27 protein-coding genes and 1 tRNA gene are annotated in these 13133 nt (G+C 61.2%); 14 read left to right on the top strand and 14 right to left on the bottom strand.

Going from position 1 to position 13133, the window contains the following annotated elements:
• Positions 1–12: 12 nt before the first annotated feature.
• From AC0IYU_RS28160 to AC0IYU_RS28125, 8 genes are all read left to right on the top strand, one after another.
• Positions 13–873, top strand: a complete 861-nt coding sequence (locus AC0IYU_RS28160) for a hypothetical protein (protein WP_472123909.1) — start codon at positions 13–15, stop codon at positions 871–873.
• Positions 874–875: 2 nt separating this feature from the next.
• Positions 876–1289, top strand: coding sequence for a hypothetical protein (locus AC0IYU_RS28155; protein WP_472123906.1), 414 nt, complete (start codon positions 876–878; stop codon positions 1287–1289).
• A gap of 58 nt (positions 1290–1347) precedes the next feature.
• Positions 1348–1641, top strand: coding sequence for a hypothetical protein (locus AC0IYU_RS28150; RefSeq protein ID WP_472123903.1), 294 nt, complete (start codon positions 1348–1350; stop codon positions 1639–1641).
• Complete coding sequence (locus AC0IYU_RS28145) at positions 1638–2291, top strand: glycoside hydrolase family 19 protein (protein ID WP_472123901.1); 654 nt, start codon at positions 1638–1640, stop codon at positions 2289–2291. Before AC0IYU_RS28150 ends, AC0IYU_RS28145 begins: the two co-directional genes overlap by 4 nt.
• A gap of 2 nt (positions 2292–2293) precedes the next feature.
• Positions 2294–2851 (top strand): hypothetical protein, encoded by a 558-nt coding sequence (locus tag AC0IYU_RS28140; RefSeq protein WP_472123899.1) that lies wholly within the window; start codon positions 2294–2296, stop codon positions 2849–2851.
• Between the two features lie 220 nt (positions 2852–3071).
• Positions 3072–3875 carry a TIGR04325 family methyltransferase gene (locus AC0IYU_RS28135; RefSeq protein WP_472123896.1) on the top strand — a complete coding sequence of 268 codons (804 nt, stop codon included), beginning with the start codon at positions 3072–3074 and terminating at the stop codon, positions 3873–3875.
• Between the two features lie 192 nt (positions 3876–4067).
• Positions 4068–5063: a class I SAM-dependent methyltransferase gene (locus AC0IYU_RS28130; protein WP_472123894.1), complete on the top strand. Its 996-nt coding sequence runs from the start codon at positions 4068–4070 to the stop codon at positions 5061–5063.
• Positions 5064–5166: 103 nt separating this feature from the next.
• Positions 5167–5379 carry a hypothetical protein gene (locus AC0IYU_RS28125; RefSeq protein ID WP_472123891.1) on the top strand — a complete coding sequence of 71 codons (213 nt, stop codon included), beginning with the start codon at positions 5167–5169 and terminating at the stop codon, positions 5377–5379.
• A gap of 374 nt (positions 5380–5753) precedes the next feature.
• On the opposite strand, the gene AC0IYU_RS28120 is transcribed toward AC0IYU_RS28125, so the two are convergent.
• From AC0IYU_RS28120 to AC0IYU_RS28110, 3 genes are all read right to left on the bottom strand, one after another.
• Entirely contained in the window at positions 5754–6044 is a 291-nt protein-coding gene (locus AC0IYU_RS28120; protein ID WP_472123888.1) for a DUF3606 domain-containing protein, read from the bottom strand.
• Between the two features lie 88 nt (positions 6045–6132).
• Entirely contained in the window at positions 6133–6396 is a 264-nt protein-coding gene (locus tag AC0IYU_RS28115; RefSeq protein ID WP_472123885.1) for a hypothetical protein, read from the bottom strand.
• Complete coding sequence (locus AC0IYU_RS28110) at positions 6393–6569, bottom strand: DUF3606 domain-containing protein (protein ID WP_472123882.1); 177 nt, start codon at positions 6567–6569, stop codon at positions 6393–6395. Before AC0IYU_RS28110 ends, AC0IYU_RS28115 begins: the two co-directional genes overlap by 4 nt.
• Before the next feature lie 168 nt (positions 6570–6737).
• Between AC0IYU_RS28110 and AC0IYU_RS28105 the strand changes: the two genes are divergently transcribed.
• Complete coding sequence (locus AC0IYU_RS28105) at positions 6738–6944, top strand: hypothetical protein (RefSeq protein ID WP_472123880.1); 207 nt, start codon at positions 6738–6740, stop codon at positions 6942–6944.
• 38 nt (positions 6945–6982) lie between these two features.
• Here AC0IYU_RS28105 and AC0IYU_RS28100 read toward each other — a convergent pair whose 3' ends face one another.
• Genes AC0IYU_RS28100 through AC0IYU_RS28080 form a run of 5 tightly spaced genes read right to left on the bottom strand, consistent with a single transcriptional unit; the run spans position 6983 to position 8494 of the window.
• Positions 6983–7354: a hypothetical protein gene (locus AC0IYU_RS28100; RefSeq protein WP_472123878.1), complete on the bottom strand. Its 372-nt coding sequence runs from the start codon at positions 7352–7354 to the stop codon at positions 6983–6985.
• A 26-nt stretch (positions 7355–7380) separates the two neighbouring features.
• Positions 7381–7605: a hypothetical protein gene (locus AC0IYU_RS28095; protein WP_472123876.1), complete on the bottom strand. Its 225-nt coding sequence runs from the start codon at positions 7603–7605 to the stop codon at positions 7381–7383.
• 27 nt (positions 7606–7632) lie between these two features.
• On the bottom strand, positions 7633–7977 hold the full coding sequence (locus AC0IYU_RS28090) for a hypothetical protein (RefSeq protein ID WP_472123873.1): 345 nt from the start codon (positions 7975–7977) through the stop codon (positions 7633–7635).
• Positions 7978–8235, bottom strand: coding sequence for a hypothetical protein (locus AC0IYU_RS28085; RefSeq protein WP_472123871.1), 258 nt, complete (start codon positions 8233–8235; stop codon positions 7978–7980). It abuts the gene before it with no gap.
• Positions 8207–8494 carry a hypothetical protein gene (locus tag AC0IYU_RS28080; protein WP_472123869.1) on the bottom strand — a complete coding sequence of 96 codons (288 nt, stop codon included), beginning with the start codon at positions 8492–8494 and terminating at the stop codon, positions 8207–8209. Before AC0IYU_RS28080 ends, AC0IYU_RS28085 begins: the two co-directional genes overlap by 29 nt.
• Before the next feature lie 137 nt (positions 8495–8631).
• On the opposite strand from AC0IYU_RS28080, the gene AC0IYU_RS28075 reads away from it, so the two are divergent.
• From AC0IYU_RS28075 to AC0IYU_RS28065, 3 genes are read left to right on the top strand one after another with little or no spacing between them, the layout of a single operon-like run.
• Positions 8632–8820 (top strand): hypothetical protein, encoded by a 189-nt coding sequence (locus AC0IYU_RS28075; RefSeq protein WP_472123866.1) that lies wholly within the window; start codon positions 8632–8634, stop codon positions 8818–8820.
• Between the two features lie 43 nt (positions 8821–8863).
• Positions 8864–9073 (top strand): hypothetical protein, encoded by a 210-nt coding sequence (locus tag AC0IYU_RS28070; RefSeq protein WP_472123863.1) that lies wholly within the window; start codon positions 8864–8866, stop codon positions 9071–9073.
• A gap of 4 nt (positions 9074–9077) precedes the next feature.
• Positions 9078–9836: an SOS response-associated peptidase gene (locus AC0IYU_RS28065; protein ID WP_472123860.1), complete on the top strand. Its 759-nt coding sequence runs from the start codon at positions 9078–9080 to the stop codon at positions 9834–9836.
• On the opposite strand, the gene AC0IYU_RS28060 is transcribed toward AC0IYU_RS28065, so the two are convergent.
• The 6 genes from AC0IYU_RS28060 to AC0IYU_RS28035 all read right to left on the bottom strand — a co-directional run bounded on the left by AC0IYU_RS28060 (position 9793) and on the right by AC0IYU_RS28035 (position 11896).
• Positions 9793–10080: a hypothetical protein gene (locus AC0IYU_RS28060; RefSeq protein ID WP_472123858.1), complete on the bottom strand. Its 288-nt coding sequence runs from the start codon at positions 10078–10080 to the stop codon at positions 9793–9795. The genes AC0IYU_RS28065 and AC0IYU_RS28060 overlap by 44 nt on opposite strands.
• Before the next feature lie 155 nt (positions 10081–10235).
• Positions 10236–10448: a hypothetical protein gene (locus AC0IYU_RS28055; protein WP_472123855.1), complete on the bottom strand. Its 213-nt coding sequence runs from the start codon at positions 10446–10448 to the stop codon at positions 10236–10238.
• Between the two features lie 2 nt (positions 10449–10450).
• A complete protein-coding gene (locus tag AC0IYU_RS28050) occupies positions 10451–10726 on the bottom strand; it encodes a hypothetical protein (protein ID WP_472123853.1) in 276 nt (91 codons plus the stop codon).
• A gap of 72 nt (positions 10727–10798) precedes the next feature.
• On the bottom strand, positions 10799–11050 hold the full coding sequence (locus tag AC0IYU_RS28045) for a hypothetical protein (protein ID WP_472123850.1): 252 nt from the start codon (positions 11048–11050) through the stop codon (positions 10799–10801).
• A gap of 155 nt (positions 11051–11205) precedes the next feature.
• A complete protein-coding gene (locus AC0IYU_RS28040) occupies positions 11206–11586 on the bottom strand; it encodes a hypothetical protein (RefSeq protein ID WP_472123848.1) in 381 nt (126 codons plus the stop codon).
• A gap of 1 nt (position 11587) precedes the next feature.
• Positions 11588–11896: an ADP-ribosyl-(dinitrogen reductase) hydrolase gene (locus AC0IYU_RS28035; protein ID WP_472123846.1), complete on the bottom strand. Its 309-nt coding sequence runs from the start codon at positions 11894–11896 to the stop codon at positions 11588–11590.
• A 241-nt stretch (positions 11897–12137) separates the two neighbouring features.
• Here AC0IYU_RS28035 and AC0IYU_RS28030 point away from each other — a divergent pair, with 241 nt between their 5' ends.
• Positions 12138–12797: a hypothetical protein gene (locus AC0IYU_RS28030; protein ID WP_472123843.1), complete on the top strand. Its 660-nt coding sequence runs from the start codon at positions 12138–12140 to the stop codon at positions 12795–12797.
• 259 nt (positions 12798–13056) lie between these two features.
• Positions 13057–13133, top strand: a tRNA-Arg gene (locus AC0IYU_RS28025).

Here is a 13133-nt window from a genome sequence, read left to right as displayed (position 1 = left end):
AAAGGCAATTCCATGGCGCTCCCACCCGATCTAACCGAACTCGCCGACACCTACCCGTTGCCGTCGAACGCCACCTTCAAGGCAGGCATCACCAAGTTCCTGAACTATGCGAAGGGGCTGCTCGGGGCGTCGGGCAACGCCGCCGAGGCGCGCGTGGCGCTGGGCATCGGCCCAGTCATCAGCTTCCGCAGCCGCGCGCGAAATCCAAACTTCGTTATCAACCAGCGCGCGAAGGCCGGCTCGGTGGTGCTGGCCGCTGGTGTCTACGGACATGACGGTTGGAAGGCGGGCGCGGCTGGCTGCAGCTATACGTTTGCGGCGTCGGGCAATGACATCGTCATCACCATCACGGCAGGGTCGTTGGTGCAGCCTATCGAAGGCAACCTGATCGAGGGCGGGGACTACGTCATGTCCTGGTTCGGGACCGCACAGGGAAAGATTGGCGGCGGCGCATATGCATCAAGTGGGGTGACTTCAAGCGGGGTGACTCCCAATGCAAACCTTCTCATTGAGTTCGGCACTGGCACGCTGTCTCGCGTGCAGATCGAGCCTGGTCTTGCGCCCACGCCCTACGAGCGCCGCCCGCTGCCTTTTGAAGAGCTGCTGTGCCGCCGCTATTTCCAGTTGATCTACACGGGCGCCCGTTTCCTGGCGACCGCAGCAGGCCAAGCCACTTCCGTTCAAGTCAACCTGCCCGTGCTGATGCGCGCCACGCCCAACGTCGCGACGTTCACCGGCGGCTCCGGCGTCAATGCTGCGGCCTTCACTTACGTTGCGGGATCTCCCCGAGGCTTTCGCTGTGAGCTCACCGCCTCGGCGGCCGGAGATTCTTACTTCGTCGACAACGTCACTTCTGCTTCCGCGGAGATTTAACCATGTACACACAATTTCCAGACCGCATCGTGCGCGATGACGGCGAGACCATCTTTGTGGACACGGAGAACACCGCCTATCAGGCCTTTCTCGCGTGGGTAGCAGAAGGCAACGAACCGGCGCTGCCTGCAGGCCCCACGCTCGAGCAGCGCGCGGCGGCCATGCTCGCAGCCGTCGACGCGCACCTGAACGCCGCTGCGCGTGCCAAGGGCTACGACAGCATCCTCTCCGCGGCATTGCGTGCCGCGCTGCCGGTCAGCCCGTTCCATGCGGACGGCGTCGCCTTCGGCACCTGGATGGACCTGGTCTATGCCAAGTGCTACGACGTGCTGGCGCAGGTGAAGGTGGGCGCCATCGACGAGCCGAGCGTCGACGAGCTGCTGGCCATGCTGCCCGAGCTGCAGCTTCCAGCATGAAGCCCGCTCCGCCACCACAACCCGCTTCGGCGGGTTCTTTTTTGCCCGAAAGACTCAGATGATCCAAGAAACTCAACCGGCTGAACTGCTGAGGGGCTCGCGTGTGATCGACATGAAGCTCCCGCTGACATGGCTTCTCGGCGTCGCGTTCGCGATCGTGGCCGGCGGCTTCGGGCTCTACCACCAGATCGGCAGCCAGGGCGAGACGCTCAAGGACGTGAAGGACCAGATCAAGGATTTGAAGATCACCGTCAACGCAGGGAATAGCCAAGCCATGACGCTGGCAGGTGAGATCGCGATCCTGAAATTCCGCATCGAGAACCTCGAATCGGACAAAAAGGCAGGACGATGAAACGAACACCCGACCAGTGGACACAGATCCTGCGCTACCTTGGCGTGGAGCCCGCCACCGCCGAGCGCTGGGGCGCGGTCTTCGCCGGCGGAATCAAGGACGGCACATTTAGCAAGGGCGACATCGAGCTCGTCGACTTCCTGCCGACCATCCTGCACGAGTCGATGATGCTCGAGCGGATGGAGGAAAGCCTCGACTACGCTGCCGACAGACTCGTCGCGGTCTTCGGCGCGCATCGCATCACGTCGGCGCAGGCGCGGCAGTACGGCCGCATTCCGGGCAAGCAGACGGCCGACCAGCGTGCGATCGCGAACATCGTCTACGGCGGCGAGTGGGGGCGCAAGAACCTTGGGAATGTCGGGCCCAACGACGGCTGGACCTATCGGGGCCGTAGCCCTGGCCAGATCACGGGCCGTGACAACTACGCGCGCGTCGGCGACCTGATCGGCCAGAACCTCGTCGGCATCCCCGACCTGCTCAGTCAGCCACGGTTCGCACTGGATGCCTTCATCGCCTGGTGGGAGGACCGCATTCCCGACGCCATGCTCGGTGAGACCACCAGCATCCGCAAGCGCGTGAACGGCGGAGCCCTCGGCCTGGCTGAAGTGCAGGCCCTCACCATCAAGGCGCGCGCCGCGCTGGAGCCATGACCATGGACTTCGATTGGAAAGAGACTGTCGGCGCAATCGCCCCAGGCTTGGCCACCGCCTTGGGCGGCCCGCTCGCCGGCGCCGCGGTGAAGGTCATCGCCGACAAAGTGCTCGGCCGTCCCGGCGCCTCGGAGCAGGACGTAGCGACAGCGCTGGGCAGCGGCAGCCTTACGGGCGAGCAGATCGTCGCGCTCAAGGCGGCCGAGCAGTCCTTCCAGGTGGAGATGGCGAAGATCGATCAAGCCAGCCAGGCCACCGCCATCGATGACACCAAGAGCGCACGTCAGCAGACGGTCGACCTGGCGAAGGAGCAATCCGCGATCGCGTGGGCGGCGCCGGTGATTTCGACCATCATCGTGGCCGGGTTCTTCATTGTGGTCGCGTTGCTGTTCTGGGTAGAACGCACCTGGGATGAACGCACCGCCGGGCTGCTGAACAACTTGTTTGGTGCCCTGACGATCTCCTTCGGACAGGTCTGCAACTACTGGCTCGGTTCGTCGGCTGGCTCGCGACGTGCGGGCGACTCGGTGCGCAAGATCGCCGAGCAGTCGACGAAGTAGTCCATCTGCAAGGACCGGATTTCGTGAACGCGCTGCGCTCGCGGGACGTGTCGAGTAGGTCCGTACCGCGGCTTTCGGCAGTTGGAGGTGGCCCGTGCGGCGGCGGCCGCACTGGCCATCGGTAAGTAACCCCTGCGGGGTAACTGCCCCAGAGGCGCATGGCTTTAGGCCTCGAATGCTTCGGTCGCGCTCAAAATCAAGGCGCCACCGGAGACCAAAAATGCTCTCTAGCTTTCTGCGGTTCCCACCCAGCGAAAGCGCCTACAGGCGCAAGTTCCTGGACAACACGGACGAGAACCTGTTCATGGGGTCGTTCGAGAGCTTCGCGGCAGCCGAGGCCGGCGCTCCGCCCTCCAAGGCCGTGGGCTACGCCAACGCCGACGCGGGCGAACTCTACAGCCCGCAGATCTATTTCTACGACTACCCGAGCCTGTTCTGGCTGGGCCGCTCCATCGATGCGGGCCTGACGCGCATCTTCGACCTGGGCGGCCACGTCGGCATCAAGTACTACGCCTTCCGTCGCGTGCTGAGCTATCCCGACACCCTGCGGTGGACCGTGTGCGATGTGCCCGGCGTGGTCGAGAGCGGCCGAGCGATGGCCGTGAAGCGAGAGGCCACCGCACAGCTGGCCTTCACCACCGACTACCGTGACGCGAGCGGTTGCGACGTGCTGTATGCCTCGGGCAGCCTGCAGTACCTGCCCGTGCGCATGGACGCGATTCTTTCCTCGTTGCCCGTGAAGCCCAGGCGGATCATCATGAACACCACGGCTGTGCACCCGGAGCGCACGATCTTCACACTCAACAGCATCGGCGTGGCCGTGTGCCCCTATCGCATTCAGCACCACGATGAGCTGCTCGCCGACTTGGCGCGCTCCGGCTACAAGAAGCGCGACGTGTGGCGCAACGAGGGCAAGCCGATCGAGGTGCCGTTCGTGAGCGGCGGCGACAAGCCCTACTACGCGGGTTGCTGCTTCGACCTGGCGGCAGGGGAGACCTCAAGCGGCCAGGGTCAGGGCGGGTGAAATGCTGCTCGGACGGAAAGAAGGCCTGGGTTACGAACACGAAGGCAACTTGAGAGTTGGTATTGGGTGGACCTGACGGCTCTTCCAGCAATGCGAGCGTCCCGTAGACATGAGAGATGACCCGGGATCTTGAAAGGTTGGCAAGGAATACCAGGATTTGTATAACTCACGAGGGGGCTATCCTTCGGCCCCATGCTCAAGACCCTCGCCAAGAATGTTCTACGGCCGATGTGGGCGCCTGTGCGCCGCCGCATCGATGCTCGCGTTGACAGCAAAATCGCCGCCGCGCTTGAGCACCACCAATCCCAGATCAATGCCCTGCGCTTCGAGCTTAAGAACTCGCGCTACTCGACGTTCTCCCCGAATCCAAGCTTCGACCAGGTGCCGGTAGAGACGCCTTTCCTCCAGTATTCCAACTGCCAGGCTGCCGACTTCTACCACCCGCGCTTTATCCAACTGTGCAAGCTGATCGATGAGCGGCCTCGGTTCCATCGCAAGCAATGGGAATGGGTGTTCGTGCTGCACAAGCTGCTGGAGTCGGGTGCTGTTCAGTCGGGGTCTCGTGGCCTCGTGTTCGGCGTGGGGCGGGAGCCGCTGCCGGCAGTGTTCGCCTCGCTCGGTGCCAACATCACGGCGACCGACGCCCCCTTGGATCTGGCAACCACTTCCTCATGGACATCGACCAATCAACACAGCGCGGCGCTTGAGGGGCTGAGCTACCCGGCAATCGTGCCCGACGAAAAGCTGGCGCAGCATGTGACGCACGCCTACTGCGACATGAACGCCATCGGGCCGGAGTTCACGGGCTACGACTTCAATTGGTCATCCTGCTGCTTCGAGCATCTGGGCTCCCTGGAAGCCGGACTACAGTTCGTGGTCAATGCGGTGGAGACGACCTTGAAGCCTGGCGGCGTAGCCGTACACACCACCGAGTTCAATGCCTCCTCAAACGATAGGACCATTGAGAGCGGCGAGACCGTGATCTATCGGCGCCGCGACATGGAAGCGCTGATGCAACGGCTGCGCGACCGTGGGCACGAGGTGGAGGAATTCAGGATCGGGCCGTTCGCGCACGCCCTCGACTTCCATGTCGATGTACCGCCCTACTCGGGCGACGTGCACCTCAAGCTGCTACTGGCTGGCCACACATGCACATCGGTGGGCATCGTGGTGCGACGCGGTGCCTGACTTGTGGGGTGGCCTGATGACGACCAGCGTGTACGAAGATGCATCTAGTCGGCCCCCGTAAGGCCCCTCAACGGCCAACGCCAGGGCAGCGTATCCTCGAACGATGAAACAAGTTATCAGCCTGATCGAGGAGCTGCGCGCGTCAGGTATCGAGGTTCCACCCTATCCGCATATCGAAAGACCGGCTGGGCCTGTCGAATACGACGTCCACGGCGTACAGCTTCAAGCTCGAGTTGATGATTTTGAGGCGCGAGTGATCTTGTGGCGCAGGAAGGTGGTCGATCTGCACGCGCAGCGTTTCCCACTGAAGGGCTAATTTCGGCTCTCTAGCCCTCGCTCGGCCAAGCTATACAGTCCGCTGCTTGACCTATCCCTCGCGGACACAGCTGGCTCTTGATGAGACGCCGCTCAGCCCCTATTTCTCGTGCCTCAACAACATACGGAGGAGTGCCAATGCCGATGGATTTTCTGCGACGCATCGAAGACGCGTCGTTTCCGCTGGCTGTCCACCAGCAGGCCGACATTCAATGCGCGGCAGTCTTGGCGGCGGCGGGGTTGTTGGAGGTGAATCTCCCTGAGCCACGTGATTCCACCGGCCGCGGCGGGGTAATTCTGCGTATAACTCCCATGGGCAGGGCGGCGCTGAATAGGCTAAGTAAGGACCTTGGCGAAGTAGGGGGCACAGGCCGCTCAGGGGTCTGAGGGCCGCGTGGCTGGCCAAACGGGAAGTTGCGCGGAGGGTCTCGCCTTCTCTTCGGCGCTGCACTTGACGGCCGAGCGGGCAGGGGTCGCCAACGGTGGCTCAAGCCCGTTCAGTGCGGCCAGATAGGCTCGAACGCTCTCTACGGAGTTCCCGACCGCTCGAAGCGCAATGCGCAATTCGGCGGTGCTGCATCCAAGATGCTTCGCCCACGCATTTGCCTCGGTTGGGGTCGTCGCTGTGATGGTCTGGGTTCGCGCCCGCGGGGGCCAGTTTGTCATGATGCTCTTTCACGCGAGAGGCCCACGGCGCACGTACCAAGCGAGTTTTCGCCAGGCGCACAGGAGGGCGTAGAGGGCTATTGCATGCTCACCTGATGGGGATACCCACGGGTGCCGCGTCCTCGTCGTCGCCGCCGATCTCACGAGGGCCAATGCGTTCATCGGGCGCGTACCCGAGCAATGCCTTTGTCCCCGCCTGCAGCGCATCGAGCCACATGTTGTAGCCCTCGTCTGAGGACTCGAGCTCGCGCCATTGGGAGGCGTCATCGCCTTCCTCCATGAGCACCCAGTAAAAGTGCCCCGGGTCGGGTTCGTCGACGTGGACCGAGATCCGACGGATGTGCGACATCATTTCTTCTTCAGGTAGACGCGGACTGCCTCGGCCGAGTTGCCCACGGCCTTGACGGCGTCTTGGAGCTGGGCTTCGGTGCAGCCGAGTGACTTCGTCCAGGAGAGCACTTCATGTGGCTCGTTCAGGGCGATCAGCTTTCGGTCCAAGCCGGTCTTCTTGGGGTCATCTGCCATGGTGGTCTCCAGAAGCAGCCGGCACCGCGCCAGCCTTAAAAGCCGAATTTCTTCGACGGCGAACTACCGACCATCCGCATAAAGCTATTTCGGGTGACAGAGGCTCTCCTACATGCCGCCCCACGTTAGCGGCTTGCTTCCGCCGTCTGCTGAGCGCACAGTCTCCGGATGATTCATCCGACCATCCAACTCTTCCAGCAGCGAGCAGAGTTGCTTGAGATCCAGGGCAGCAGTGAGGGCCTGGACGACGCCATTGCCAACCTAGCAGCCTGGATGAACTTAGCGCGTAAGCACCTCACCGAGGACGACTGGGTCGCTTTGGCGGAGATAGGCGGCCTCCTTTACCGAGAGGGCGTGCGACGACGGCGGCAGTGACTACCCTTGGTGCGGCAGCGGGCAGTGACACATTTTTTTTATCCGCGCGGGTTTGAAACCTCGTCGCGTAGTGCGTTCCGTTGGTCAATCACGTTCGTCAGGTTCTCGTGAAAGAGATCAACATCAGGCATTCGGAAACCGAGCCAGCCAAGCCCGGGATGGCGGATGTTCAGGACCAAGCCGCCATCAGGCTGAATCGACCATTGCCAAGCGGCCCCATCAACCTGTGGCGGGTCCTTGATGAGCACTGGCAGCGTCTGCGAAAACGTCGGCTCCATCGTCTTCCTGCTTTCCGCCAATACGCGAATTAGTCGGTCGAAGGCCTCCGCTGGTGGTATCTCGCCGCTGGTCGACCAGATCGCGAAATCCGTCCCATCCTCGCTTGTCATCTCAACGGTCATCAACTTCATGCTGACTCCTTGAATTGCGCGCCGATCTATCTTGTCACCAAGGCTCTTCCGCGGCGAATCTCGACCGGACCGATGCCGTCGTAGACCACCTCATTGGTCTTCAATGAGGTCACCGTCCAGCGCTCACCAGGTGTGACCTTGTAGTTGCTCGGGGGCTGCGGCAGTTCGCGTTCTTCGTGTACATCCGGCCCAAGCCACGACGGCGCGCGGAGGAAGGTGATCTCGTCGTTGAAAAAGTCAGGTTGGCTCATGAGTGCAATTGTCATTCGCGCGGGAGCCTAGTCATCCCCTAAGCGCCCCGCCGGCACGACGTGCCAGACCTGACGGTGCTCCAGCACCCTTCTTTCCCCGTCGATGGACTCTGAACAAACTTCGGTCCCCGCCAGCAGAAAGCCGGGCCCCTTGTACGGCAGGAGCACTGGGTCTGAGATCCGACCTGCAGAGCGAGCCTGTGCGATGCCCCAGTGCTCGAAGAGCATCACCTCGACCAGGTTGCGGCTGGAACTGTTCTTGTCGCGATCGGAGTCGCGGATCATGACGGTGACGCGCAAGGGCGGACCGCGCTCGCCCCTCTTTAGGCGCAGACCGTCGCGCATCAGCAGGGTGACTTCTGCCAAAAACATTCAAGTCTCACTTTTCCCGCCGTCCGCAGGCGCGTCGGGCATCAAGCCGGGAAAGCCATGCATCACGGCCCGGATGTGGTCGCCTGCGTTGCGGTCCCAGTCGCCGTAGAGGTCGCCGATACGTGCACAGCGACCGGCGACGTGGTCGGCAAAGTCGCGAAGGGTAGGGCGCATCGGCTCGTCAGGGCCGAGCTCGCCCACTCTTCGCGCCATTTCCTCGAGCTCGTCTTCAATCGTTGCGCCAGGCGCCACTTTCATACCTCCATCCGGCGGGCACTTCGGCTCCTGGTTTCATCCACGCTGGCGTGTTGACGCCGAGGGTGTATTCCGTGTGTGGTTTCCCGTCGTGGAACACTTTTTGACGTGCGACGGTGGCTGGATCTTCCAAGCCATGGGTAGCGGCCAGTTCCCAGGCTTCCTCGTCGACATCGTCGGGTGTGCACCGAGGCTCCAGCTCCAGCATCGCGCTGACGTACTGGTCAGCCCACTTTTCGCGAGCGTTCTTCACTTTGCTCATGGCGTTCTCCGAGAGGTTTCAAAAGCGTGCAGACGTCCTGCAGGCACCAGAACGGCGGGGTAGCGGCCTCGCCTTGAGGTTGGCTGCTCCATTCGTAATACTGGATAAATATACAGTCTTTGAGGTAGACTGCAAGCATGGAAAACATGCCGGCGAACCTCTGGATTGCCGCCTGCGCACACCGGTTGCAGCAGCAGTGGCACACCGTCGACCCCCTCGACCTGGAGGATGTCGCGCGCGATCTTTGGCGCGACGCGCGGCTGCGAGCGATGCCGCCCGACGAGGCGGCCGTTGACTGGCTCAAGCCCATCAACGAGGTCGGGTAACTGTGGAGTCCGGCGGCGCGCCGCAGGCGCTCAGAATGTGCCTATGACCCACCTTCGCCAGATCGCTCTCACGGTGGATGAACAGGACCCTGGGCACTTCTACTGGGTGCTGATCGAGGCCGATGGCGACGCGCGGCTGTACGATGAACTGAGGGCGTGCCAGGAGCCGTTCGGTACATACATGGAGGCGCTTGAGGCTGGCTTTGCCGAGTTGCGGCGGATGGTCAACTGGCGTGATGGCCTGAGAGGATGAATGCATGTGCACCCGCTACATCTCCCCGCAAGACCGTGAGATCGAAGCCTTCTGGTCGATCGATCGAAAGAGCAACCAGCGCCAGGACTGGGAGAACCTGCTGACCGTGTTCCCGCTGTCGCAGGCGAGGTTCATCCGTCGAGCGTTCGATGTGACGGATTACGAGCGCGAGCTGGTGGCGGGGCAGTGGGGAATGATCCCGCCTTGGTCGACCACCAACATCCCGCGCGGCAAGCCCACGAAAGAAGACGACGAAAAGGGGAAGGAAGGGCCGCGTCTTTCCACCGTGAACGCGCGCACAGAAGGCATGGCGAGGTCTCCAACGTTCGGCGATTCCTGGAAGAAAGGTCGGCGCTGCATCATCCCGGCGGCCAGCTACGACGAGCCGAACTGGGAGACTGGCAAGAACGTTTGGTGGCGCTTCAAGCGCGCGGACGGAGCGCCCTGGGGCCTGGCCGGGTTGTGGAACACATGGACTGACCTGAAGACGGGCGAGGTCTGGGACAACTACACCATGCTCACCATGAACGCTGACGGCCACCCGCTGATGGGCCGAATGCACAAGCCCGAGGTCGACAAGGTGACGAAGCTACCGCTGCCGGCCGACAAGCAGGACAAGCGCACGGTGATCCCGCTAGAGGCGCATGACTTCGACCGCTGGCTCACGTGCACAGTCGAGGAAGCGAAAGAAATGCTGAAGGTGCCGCCGCTTGAGCTGTTCAGTGCAGGCCCGGCCGGCGCCGCCGCGGCGGTGGAGGCATGAACGGCTCTTCGAGTTCGTACCCGGGTAGTTCGTAGCCAAGCGTCATGAACGCCACCTCGGCCGCCTCTCTCGGCGCGCGGTCGGCGTTGAGGGGGTAAAGCGTGGCCGCCAGGCCAACGAGCCATTCGTGGTCGACCTCACCGCCGCACAGCTCGTGGAACTCGGCGACAAATTCATGCCACCAGGCTTCCTGATCCGACAGCGTGCTGCTGCCGCTCACGATGGGCTTGTCGGGCTTCCACATGGGCGCATGCTACTGCGCTGCCGGCAATCAGGGTAGCTTCGCGCCGAAGGTCATGCCATGCGCTGTAGTTCGCAGGGCCTGAATCACTGTCCAAATGGTGAGGGTGCTAGTTTCATGCAACGTGGAGAAGGTCAAGGGCGCCGCCCAACGGGGTTTTAGACGGACACTCCGGAAGGCAGGGCGCTTCGGATCGCTGACTGCAGGGTTGGACGAGGCAGGTTGGACTCCGCCAAGATGATCCAAACACGCTTTACAGCAGTCTGAGCAACGGTCGCTTTCTGAACGCCAACAACCGCAGCGATGGCGCTTTCAACAGCGGCGGCATTGGTTGAAGTGCAGCCTTGGAGCTCGAAGATCTCGACGGTCATGTTTATCGGACATTGACGTCGAGCGATCCTACGACGCCTTGTTCATCCCAGTCGGTCGCTGCCGTGTTGATGAAGGTGACCTTGACGTTGGGGTTCCGTTTTTTGAAGGAGTTAGATAGAGCGCCCTCAGGCTCATTGAACTCAAGGAAGATCGTGTCTCCCCAATTCCGAAAACGGTAGAACGTGAGGCCTCCGCCAAACGTCACCTTGGTGTCATCGGGCAGGCCCGCTAGATGACGCTTCAGGTCGCCGACTGTCAAAGTAGTCTCGTCTTCCATTTTCCCGTCCTTGAAGTTGGACGACCACGATAGCACTGCGGAACCTGATGCCTTTCATTCCCGCTGCGACGCCTAATGGATCACGACCGTTGCTTCGGACAGCGTCTGATAAGCGTAGTCCGAGCCGGCCTCAAGTGATGCATGTTTGGTCCTGAACGTGCCAGGAACCCTGTGCCGGTAGACCGGGACATGCACGGACCGCTCACCGTACTCGGTGTCCTGCTCGAACTCCACCCACGACCACCAGCCGCCGCGGCGTCGAGATGTCGTGATGACAACGAAGTTACCGCCACGCTCGAAGGCTTCCCCCAAAAAGACGGACATTTGGCGTTCCTGTGTTGGTTGAACCGCCGCCATCTTCTCCGCACTGGTTGGCATCGCGCACCTACTTTATTTGCCAGTAGACGGGCGCCGATTACATCGGCGTGCATGTAAAAAGCCGCCTCGAGGGCGGCTTTGTGCGGATGGGCGCGAATCGACTAAGCCGCCCGCCGCTCATGGTCCGGATGTTCAGACCGATCTTTCGCCGTAGCCTTGGCTGTGGCCTTTGCAGCTGCAGACTTCTTTTCTGCTTCGAGCTGTGCAGCGTACTCGCGCATCACCCGTTTCGCTTCGCATTCAGCAAAGCGAGTCAGCGCGATCCGCATCAGTGGTTGATAACCAACCCCCTCGATGCTGGCGATCACCTTAAAATCCTCAATCACAGACTTTGGCAGTCGGATTGAGATCATCTGTAATCCAAGGGCGTCATTAATCGCCTGGGTCGTCTCAGCGGATGCCACCTTTGCGGAGCTGGCATTCTCTCCAAGTTCGCCCTTTTCCCACGCCTCGGCGGTTCCCGGCTTCTTGGCTTTCGTCATCTCATTCTCCTAGTTGCTTGAGCTTGAAGTCACTGTATATACGTTGCGCCTTTTCGTTCGCTTCGTAAGCCGACTTCAAAAATAGATTGCCATCGCGGAAGACAAAAATGATCTTCAGCAATCGGCCACGGTCCGTCTCCCCTACAAACCATTCGGACCGCGGATCCGTCAGGTGTTCCTCTTCCTCGTCTTCAAGGTAGAAGCCATCGTGGTTGAGGAAACACTCCCTGACCTCGTCCTCTTTCACGTTGTGATCGGGCCGGAGAAGCTTCTCTCGAATCTCGGGAGCGATGATCAGGTTTTCAAGCATGAGCGACGAGTGTATATACAAACGCGCGCGCGCGGCGCCCGGTTTACACCGTAGTAATACGTAAGACAGGGGCTTGCGTCGCCTCGATGCAACAAATTGTCACCGATTGAGGTGATCTTTTTGCTCCCTGCACAGGGACTCGTGGCGAGGATCCTGCCACACCTCGCATGTAGCGAGGGATGATCGAAGCGATAGTCGTCTGGCCGTCGTCAACGTTGCAGGGAAGAAACTCGGAGAACATATGCTCGTACTCGAATACAGCCACAGAACCCTTGTCGATGATCAAGAGCCGAACCGCTACCACCGATGCATCGATGGGAAGGTGCAACTCTGCGATGACGAAGACGAGGCTCGGCAAACGACCATAGGGCAGTTCTCCGTCATCATCGTTGACGCAGAGGCAGCGATGAATGAGGGGGACAGCATGTTCGATCTCCTCGATTGCGACGGCCGGACCGCCGACTTCTTCGGCATCTATGGGGACGGGGACGATATGGAGTTCGCGCCCGAGGTCACCAAGGCGCTGAAGGGCGGTGAGCGTTGGTCCCCAAACATGCTTGTCATCGACCACCTGAAGATCCTCCCCAAGTACCGCGGAAATGGTTACGGGCTCGAAGCTCTTCGTTGGATGCAGTTCCATTTCGGCACTGGCTGCGGAATCGTCGCCATGAATCCCTTTCCCATGCAACTTGCAGGCTGGGACCTCAACGACGCTGAGGACAAGCGCACCTTCACCAAGCTGAAGCTGGGCACCTTCAGCAACAACAGGGCTGTAGCGTTCCAGAGGCTTCGGACCTACTTTGCTCGCGCGGGGTTTGTGCGAGTGCCTGGTACGGAGTTCATGGTGTCTGACCCAAAAATGCAACTGCCCAGCATCAGATCGCTTCGAGCCGTGCGCTGATCGACATTGACGAACTGTTCCGCAAAAATCTGGGACCCCGCGCCAGCGCTTGCATGCGACGGGACGAAAACCAGACGATTGCGGAACAACTGCGCACGTAAGTGCTTGATCCTGCGAAGATCGCCGATGGACTCATAATCCGTTGGTCGATGGTTCAAGCCCATCACGGCCTACCACCGCATCTTTTTGCACCGGGTTTTGCGACGTTTCCGCTTCGTTGCGGGAATGCTCTGCAAAACGGGATATAATCGAAGGCTCAGCGGCTGTAGCTCAGTTGGATAGAGTACTTGGCTACGAACCAAGGGGTCGTGGGTTCAATTCCTGCCAGCCGCACCA

Source organism: Variovorax sp. AC103, assembly GCF_979254005.1.
Note: the sequence above shows the minus strand (reverse complement) of the source record. Positions and strands in the feature narration are given on the sequence as shown.

Coding starts and splice junctions, on each gene's coding strand:
- AC0IYU_RS28035 (WP_472123846.1), bottom strand. CDS start 11,896: ATGCTTGAAAACCTGATCATCGCTCCCGAGATTCGAGAGAAGCTTCTC.
- AC0IYU_RS28100 (WP_472123878.1), bottom strand. CDS start 7,354: ATGAAGTTGATGACCGTTGAGATGACAAGCGAGGATGGGACGGATTTC.
- AC0IYU_RS28085 (WP_472123871.1), bottom strand. CDS start 8,235: ATGAAAGTGGCGCCTGGCGCAACGATTGAAGACGAGCTCGAGGAAATG.
- AC0IYU_RS28095 (WP_472123876.1), bottom strand. CDS start 7,605: ATGAGCCAACCTGACTTTTTCAACGACGAGATCACCTTCCTCCGCGCG.
- AC0IYU_RS28135 (WP_472123896.1), top strand. CDS start 3,072: ATGCTCTCTAGCTTTCTGCGGTTCCCACCCAGCGAAAGCGCCTACAGG.
- AC0IYU_RS28145 (WP_472123901.1), top strand. CDS start 1,638: ATGAAACGAACACCCGACCAGTGGACACAGATCCTGCGCTACCTTGGC.
- AC0IYU_RS28125 (WP_472123891.1), top strand. CDS start 5,167: ATGAAACAAGTTATCAGCCTGATCGAGGAGCTGCGCGCGTCAGGTATC.
- AC0IYU_RS28150 (WP_472123903.1), top strand. CDS start 1,348: ATGATCCAAGAAACTCAACCGGCTGAACTGCTGAGGGGCTCGCGTGTG.
- AC0IYU_RS28090 (WP_472123873.1), bottom strand. CDS start 7,977: ATGTTTTTGGCAGAAGTCACCCTGCTGATGCGCGACGGTCTGCGCCTA.
- AC0IYU_RS28120 (WP_472123888.1), bottom strand. CDS start 6,044: ATGACAAACTGGCCCCCGCGGGCGCGAACCCAGACCATCACAGCGACG.
- AC0IYU_RS28075 (WP_472123866.1), top strand. CDS start 8,632: ATGGAAAACATGCCGGCGAACCTCTGGATTGCCGCCTGCGCACACCGG.
- AC0IYU_RS28130 (WP_472123894.1), top strand. CDS start 4,068: ATGCTCAAGACCCTCGCCAAGAATGTTCTACGGCCGATGTGGGCGCCT.
- AC0IYU_RS28045 (WP_472123850.1), bottom strand. CDS start 11,050: ATGTCCGTCTTTTTGGGGGAAGCCTTCGAGCGTGGCGGTAACTTCGTT.
- AC0IYU_RS28160 (WP_472123909.1), top strand. CDS start 13: ATGGCGCTCCCACCCGATCTAACCGAACTCGCCGACACCTACCCGTTG.
- AC0IYU_RS28155 (WP_472123906.1), top strand. CDS start 876: ATGTACACACAATTTCCAGACCGCATCGTGCGCGATGACGGCGAGACC.
- AC0IYU_RS28040 (WP_472123848.1), bottom strand. CDS start 11,586: ATGACGAAAGCCAAGAAGCCGGGAACCGCCGAGGCGTGGGAAAAGGGC.
- AC0IYU_RS28060 (WP_472123858.1), bottom strand. CDS start 10,080: ATGTGGAAGCCCGACAAGCCCATCGTGAGCGGCAGCAGCACGCTGTCG.
- AC0IYU_RS28065 (WP_472123860.1), top strand. CDS start 9,078: ATGTGCACCCGCTACATCTCCCCGCAAGACCGTGAGATCGAAGCCTTC.
- AC0IYU_RS28115 (WP_472123885.1), bottom strand. CDS start 6,396: ATGATGTCGCACATCCGTCGGATCTCGGTCCACGTCGACGAACCCGAC.
- AC0IYU_RS28030 (WP_472123843.1), top strand. CDS start 12,138: ATGCTCGTACTCGAATACAGCCACAGAACCCTTGTCGATGATCAAGAG.
- AC0IYU_RS28050 (WP_472123853.1), bottom strand. CDS start 10,726: ATGGAAGACGAGACTACTTTGACAGTCGGCGACCTGAAGCGTCATCTA.
- AC0IYU_RS28105 (WP_472123880.1), top strand. CDS start 6,738: ATGATTCATCCGACCATCCAACTCTTCCAGCAGCGAGCAGAGTTGCTT.
- AC0IYU_RS28110 (WP_472123882.1), bottom strand. CDS start 6,569: ATGGCAGATGACCCCAAGAAGACCGGCTTGGACCGAAAGCTGATCGCC.
- AC0IYU_RS28055 (WP_472123855.1), bottom strand. CDS start 10,448: ATGACCGTCGAGATCTTCGAGCTCCAAGGCTGCACTTCAACCAATGCC.
- AC0IYU_RS28140 (WP_472123899.1), top strand. CDS start 2,294: ATGGACTTCGATTGGAAAGAGACTGTCGGCGCAATCGCCCCAGGCTTG.
- AC0IYU_RS28070 (WP_472123863.1), top strand. CDS start 8,864: ATGACCCACCTTCGCCAGATCGCTCTCACGGTGGATGAACAGGACCCT.
- AC0IYU_RS28080 (WP_472123869.1), bottom strand. CDS start 8,494: ATGAGCAAAGTGAAGAACGCTCGCGAAAAGTGGGCTGACCAGTACGTC.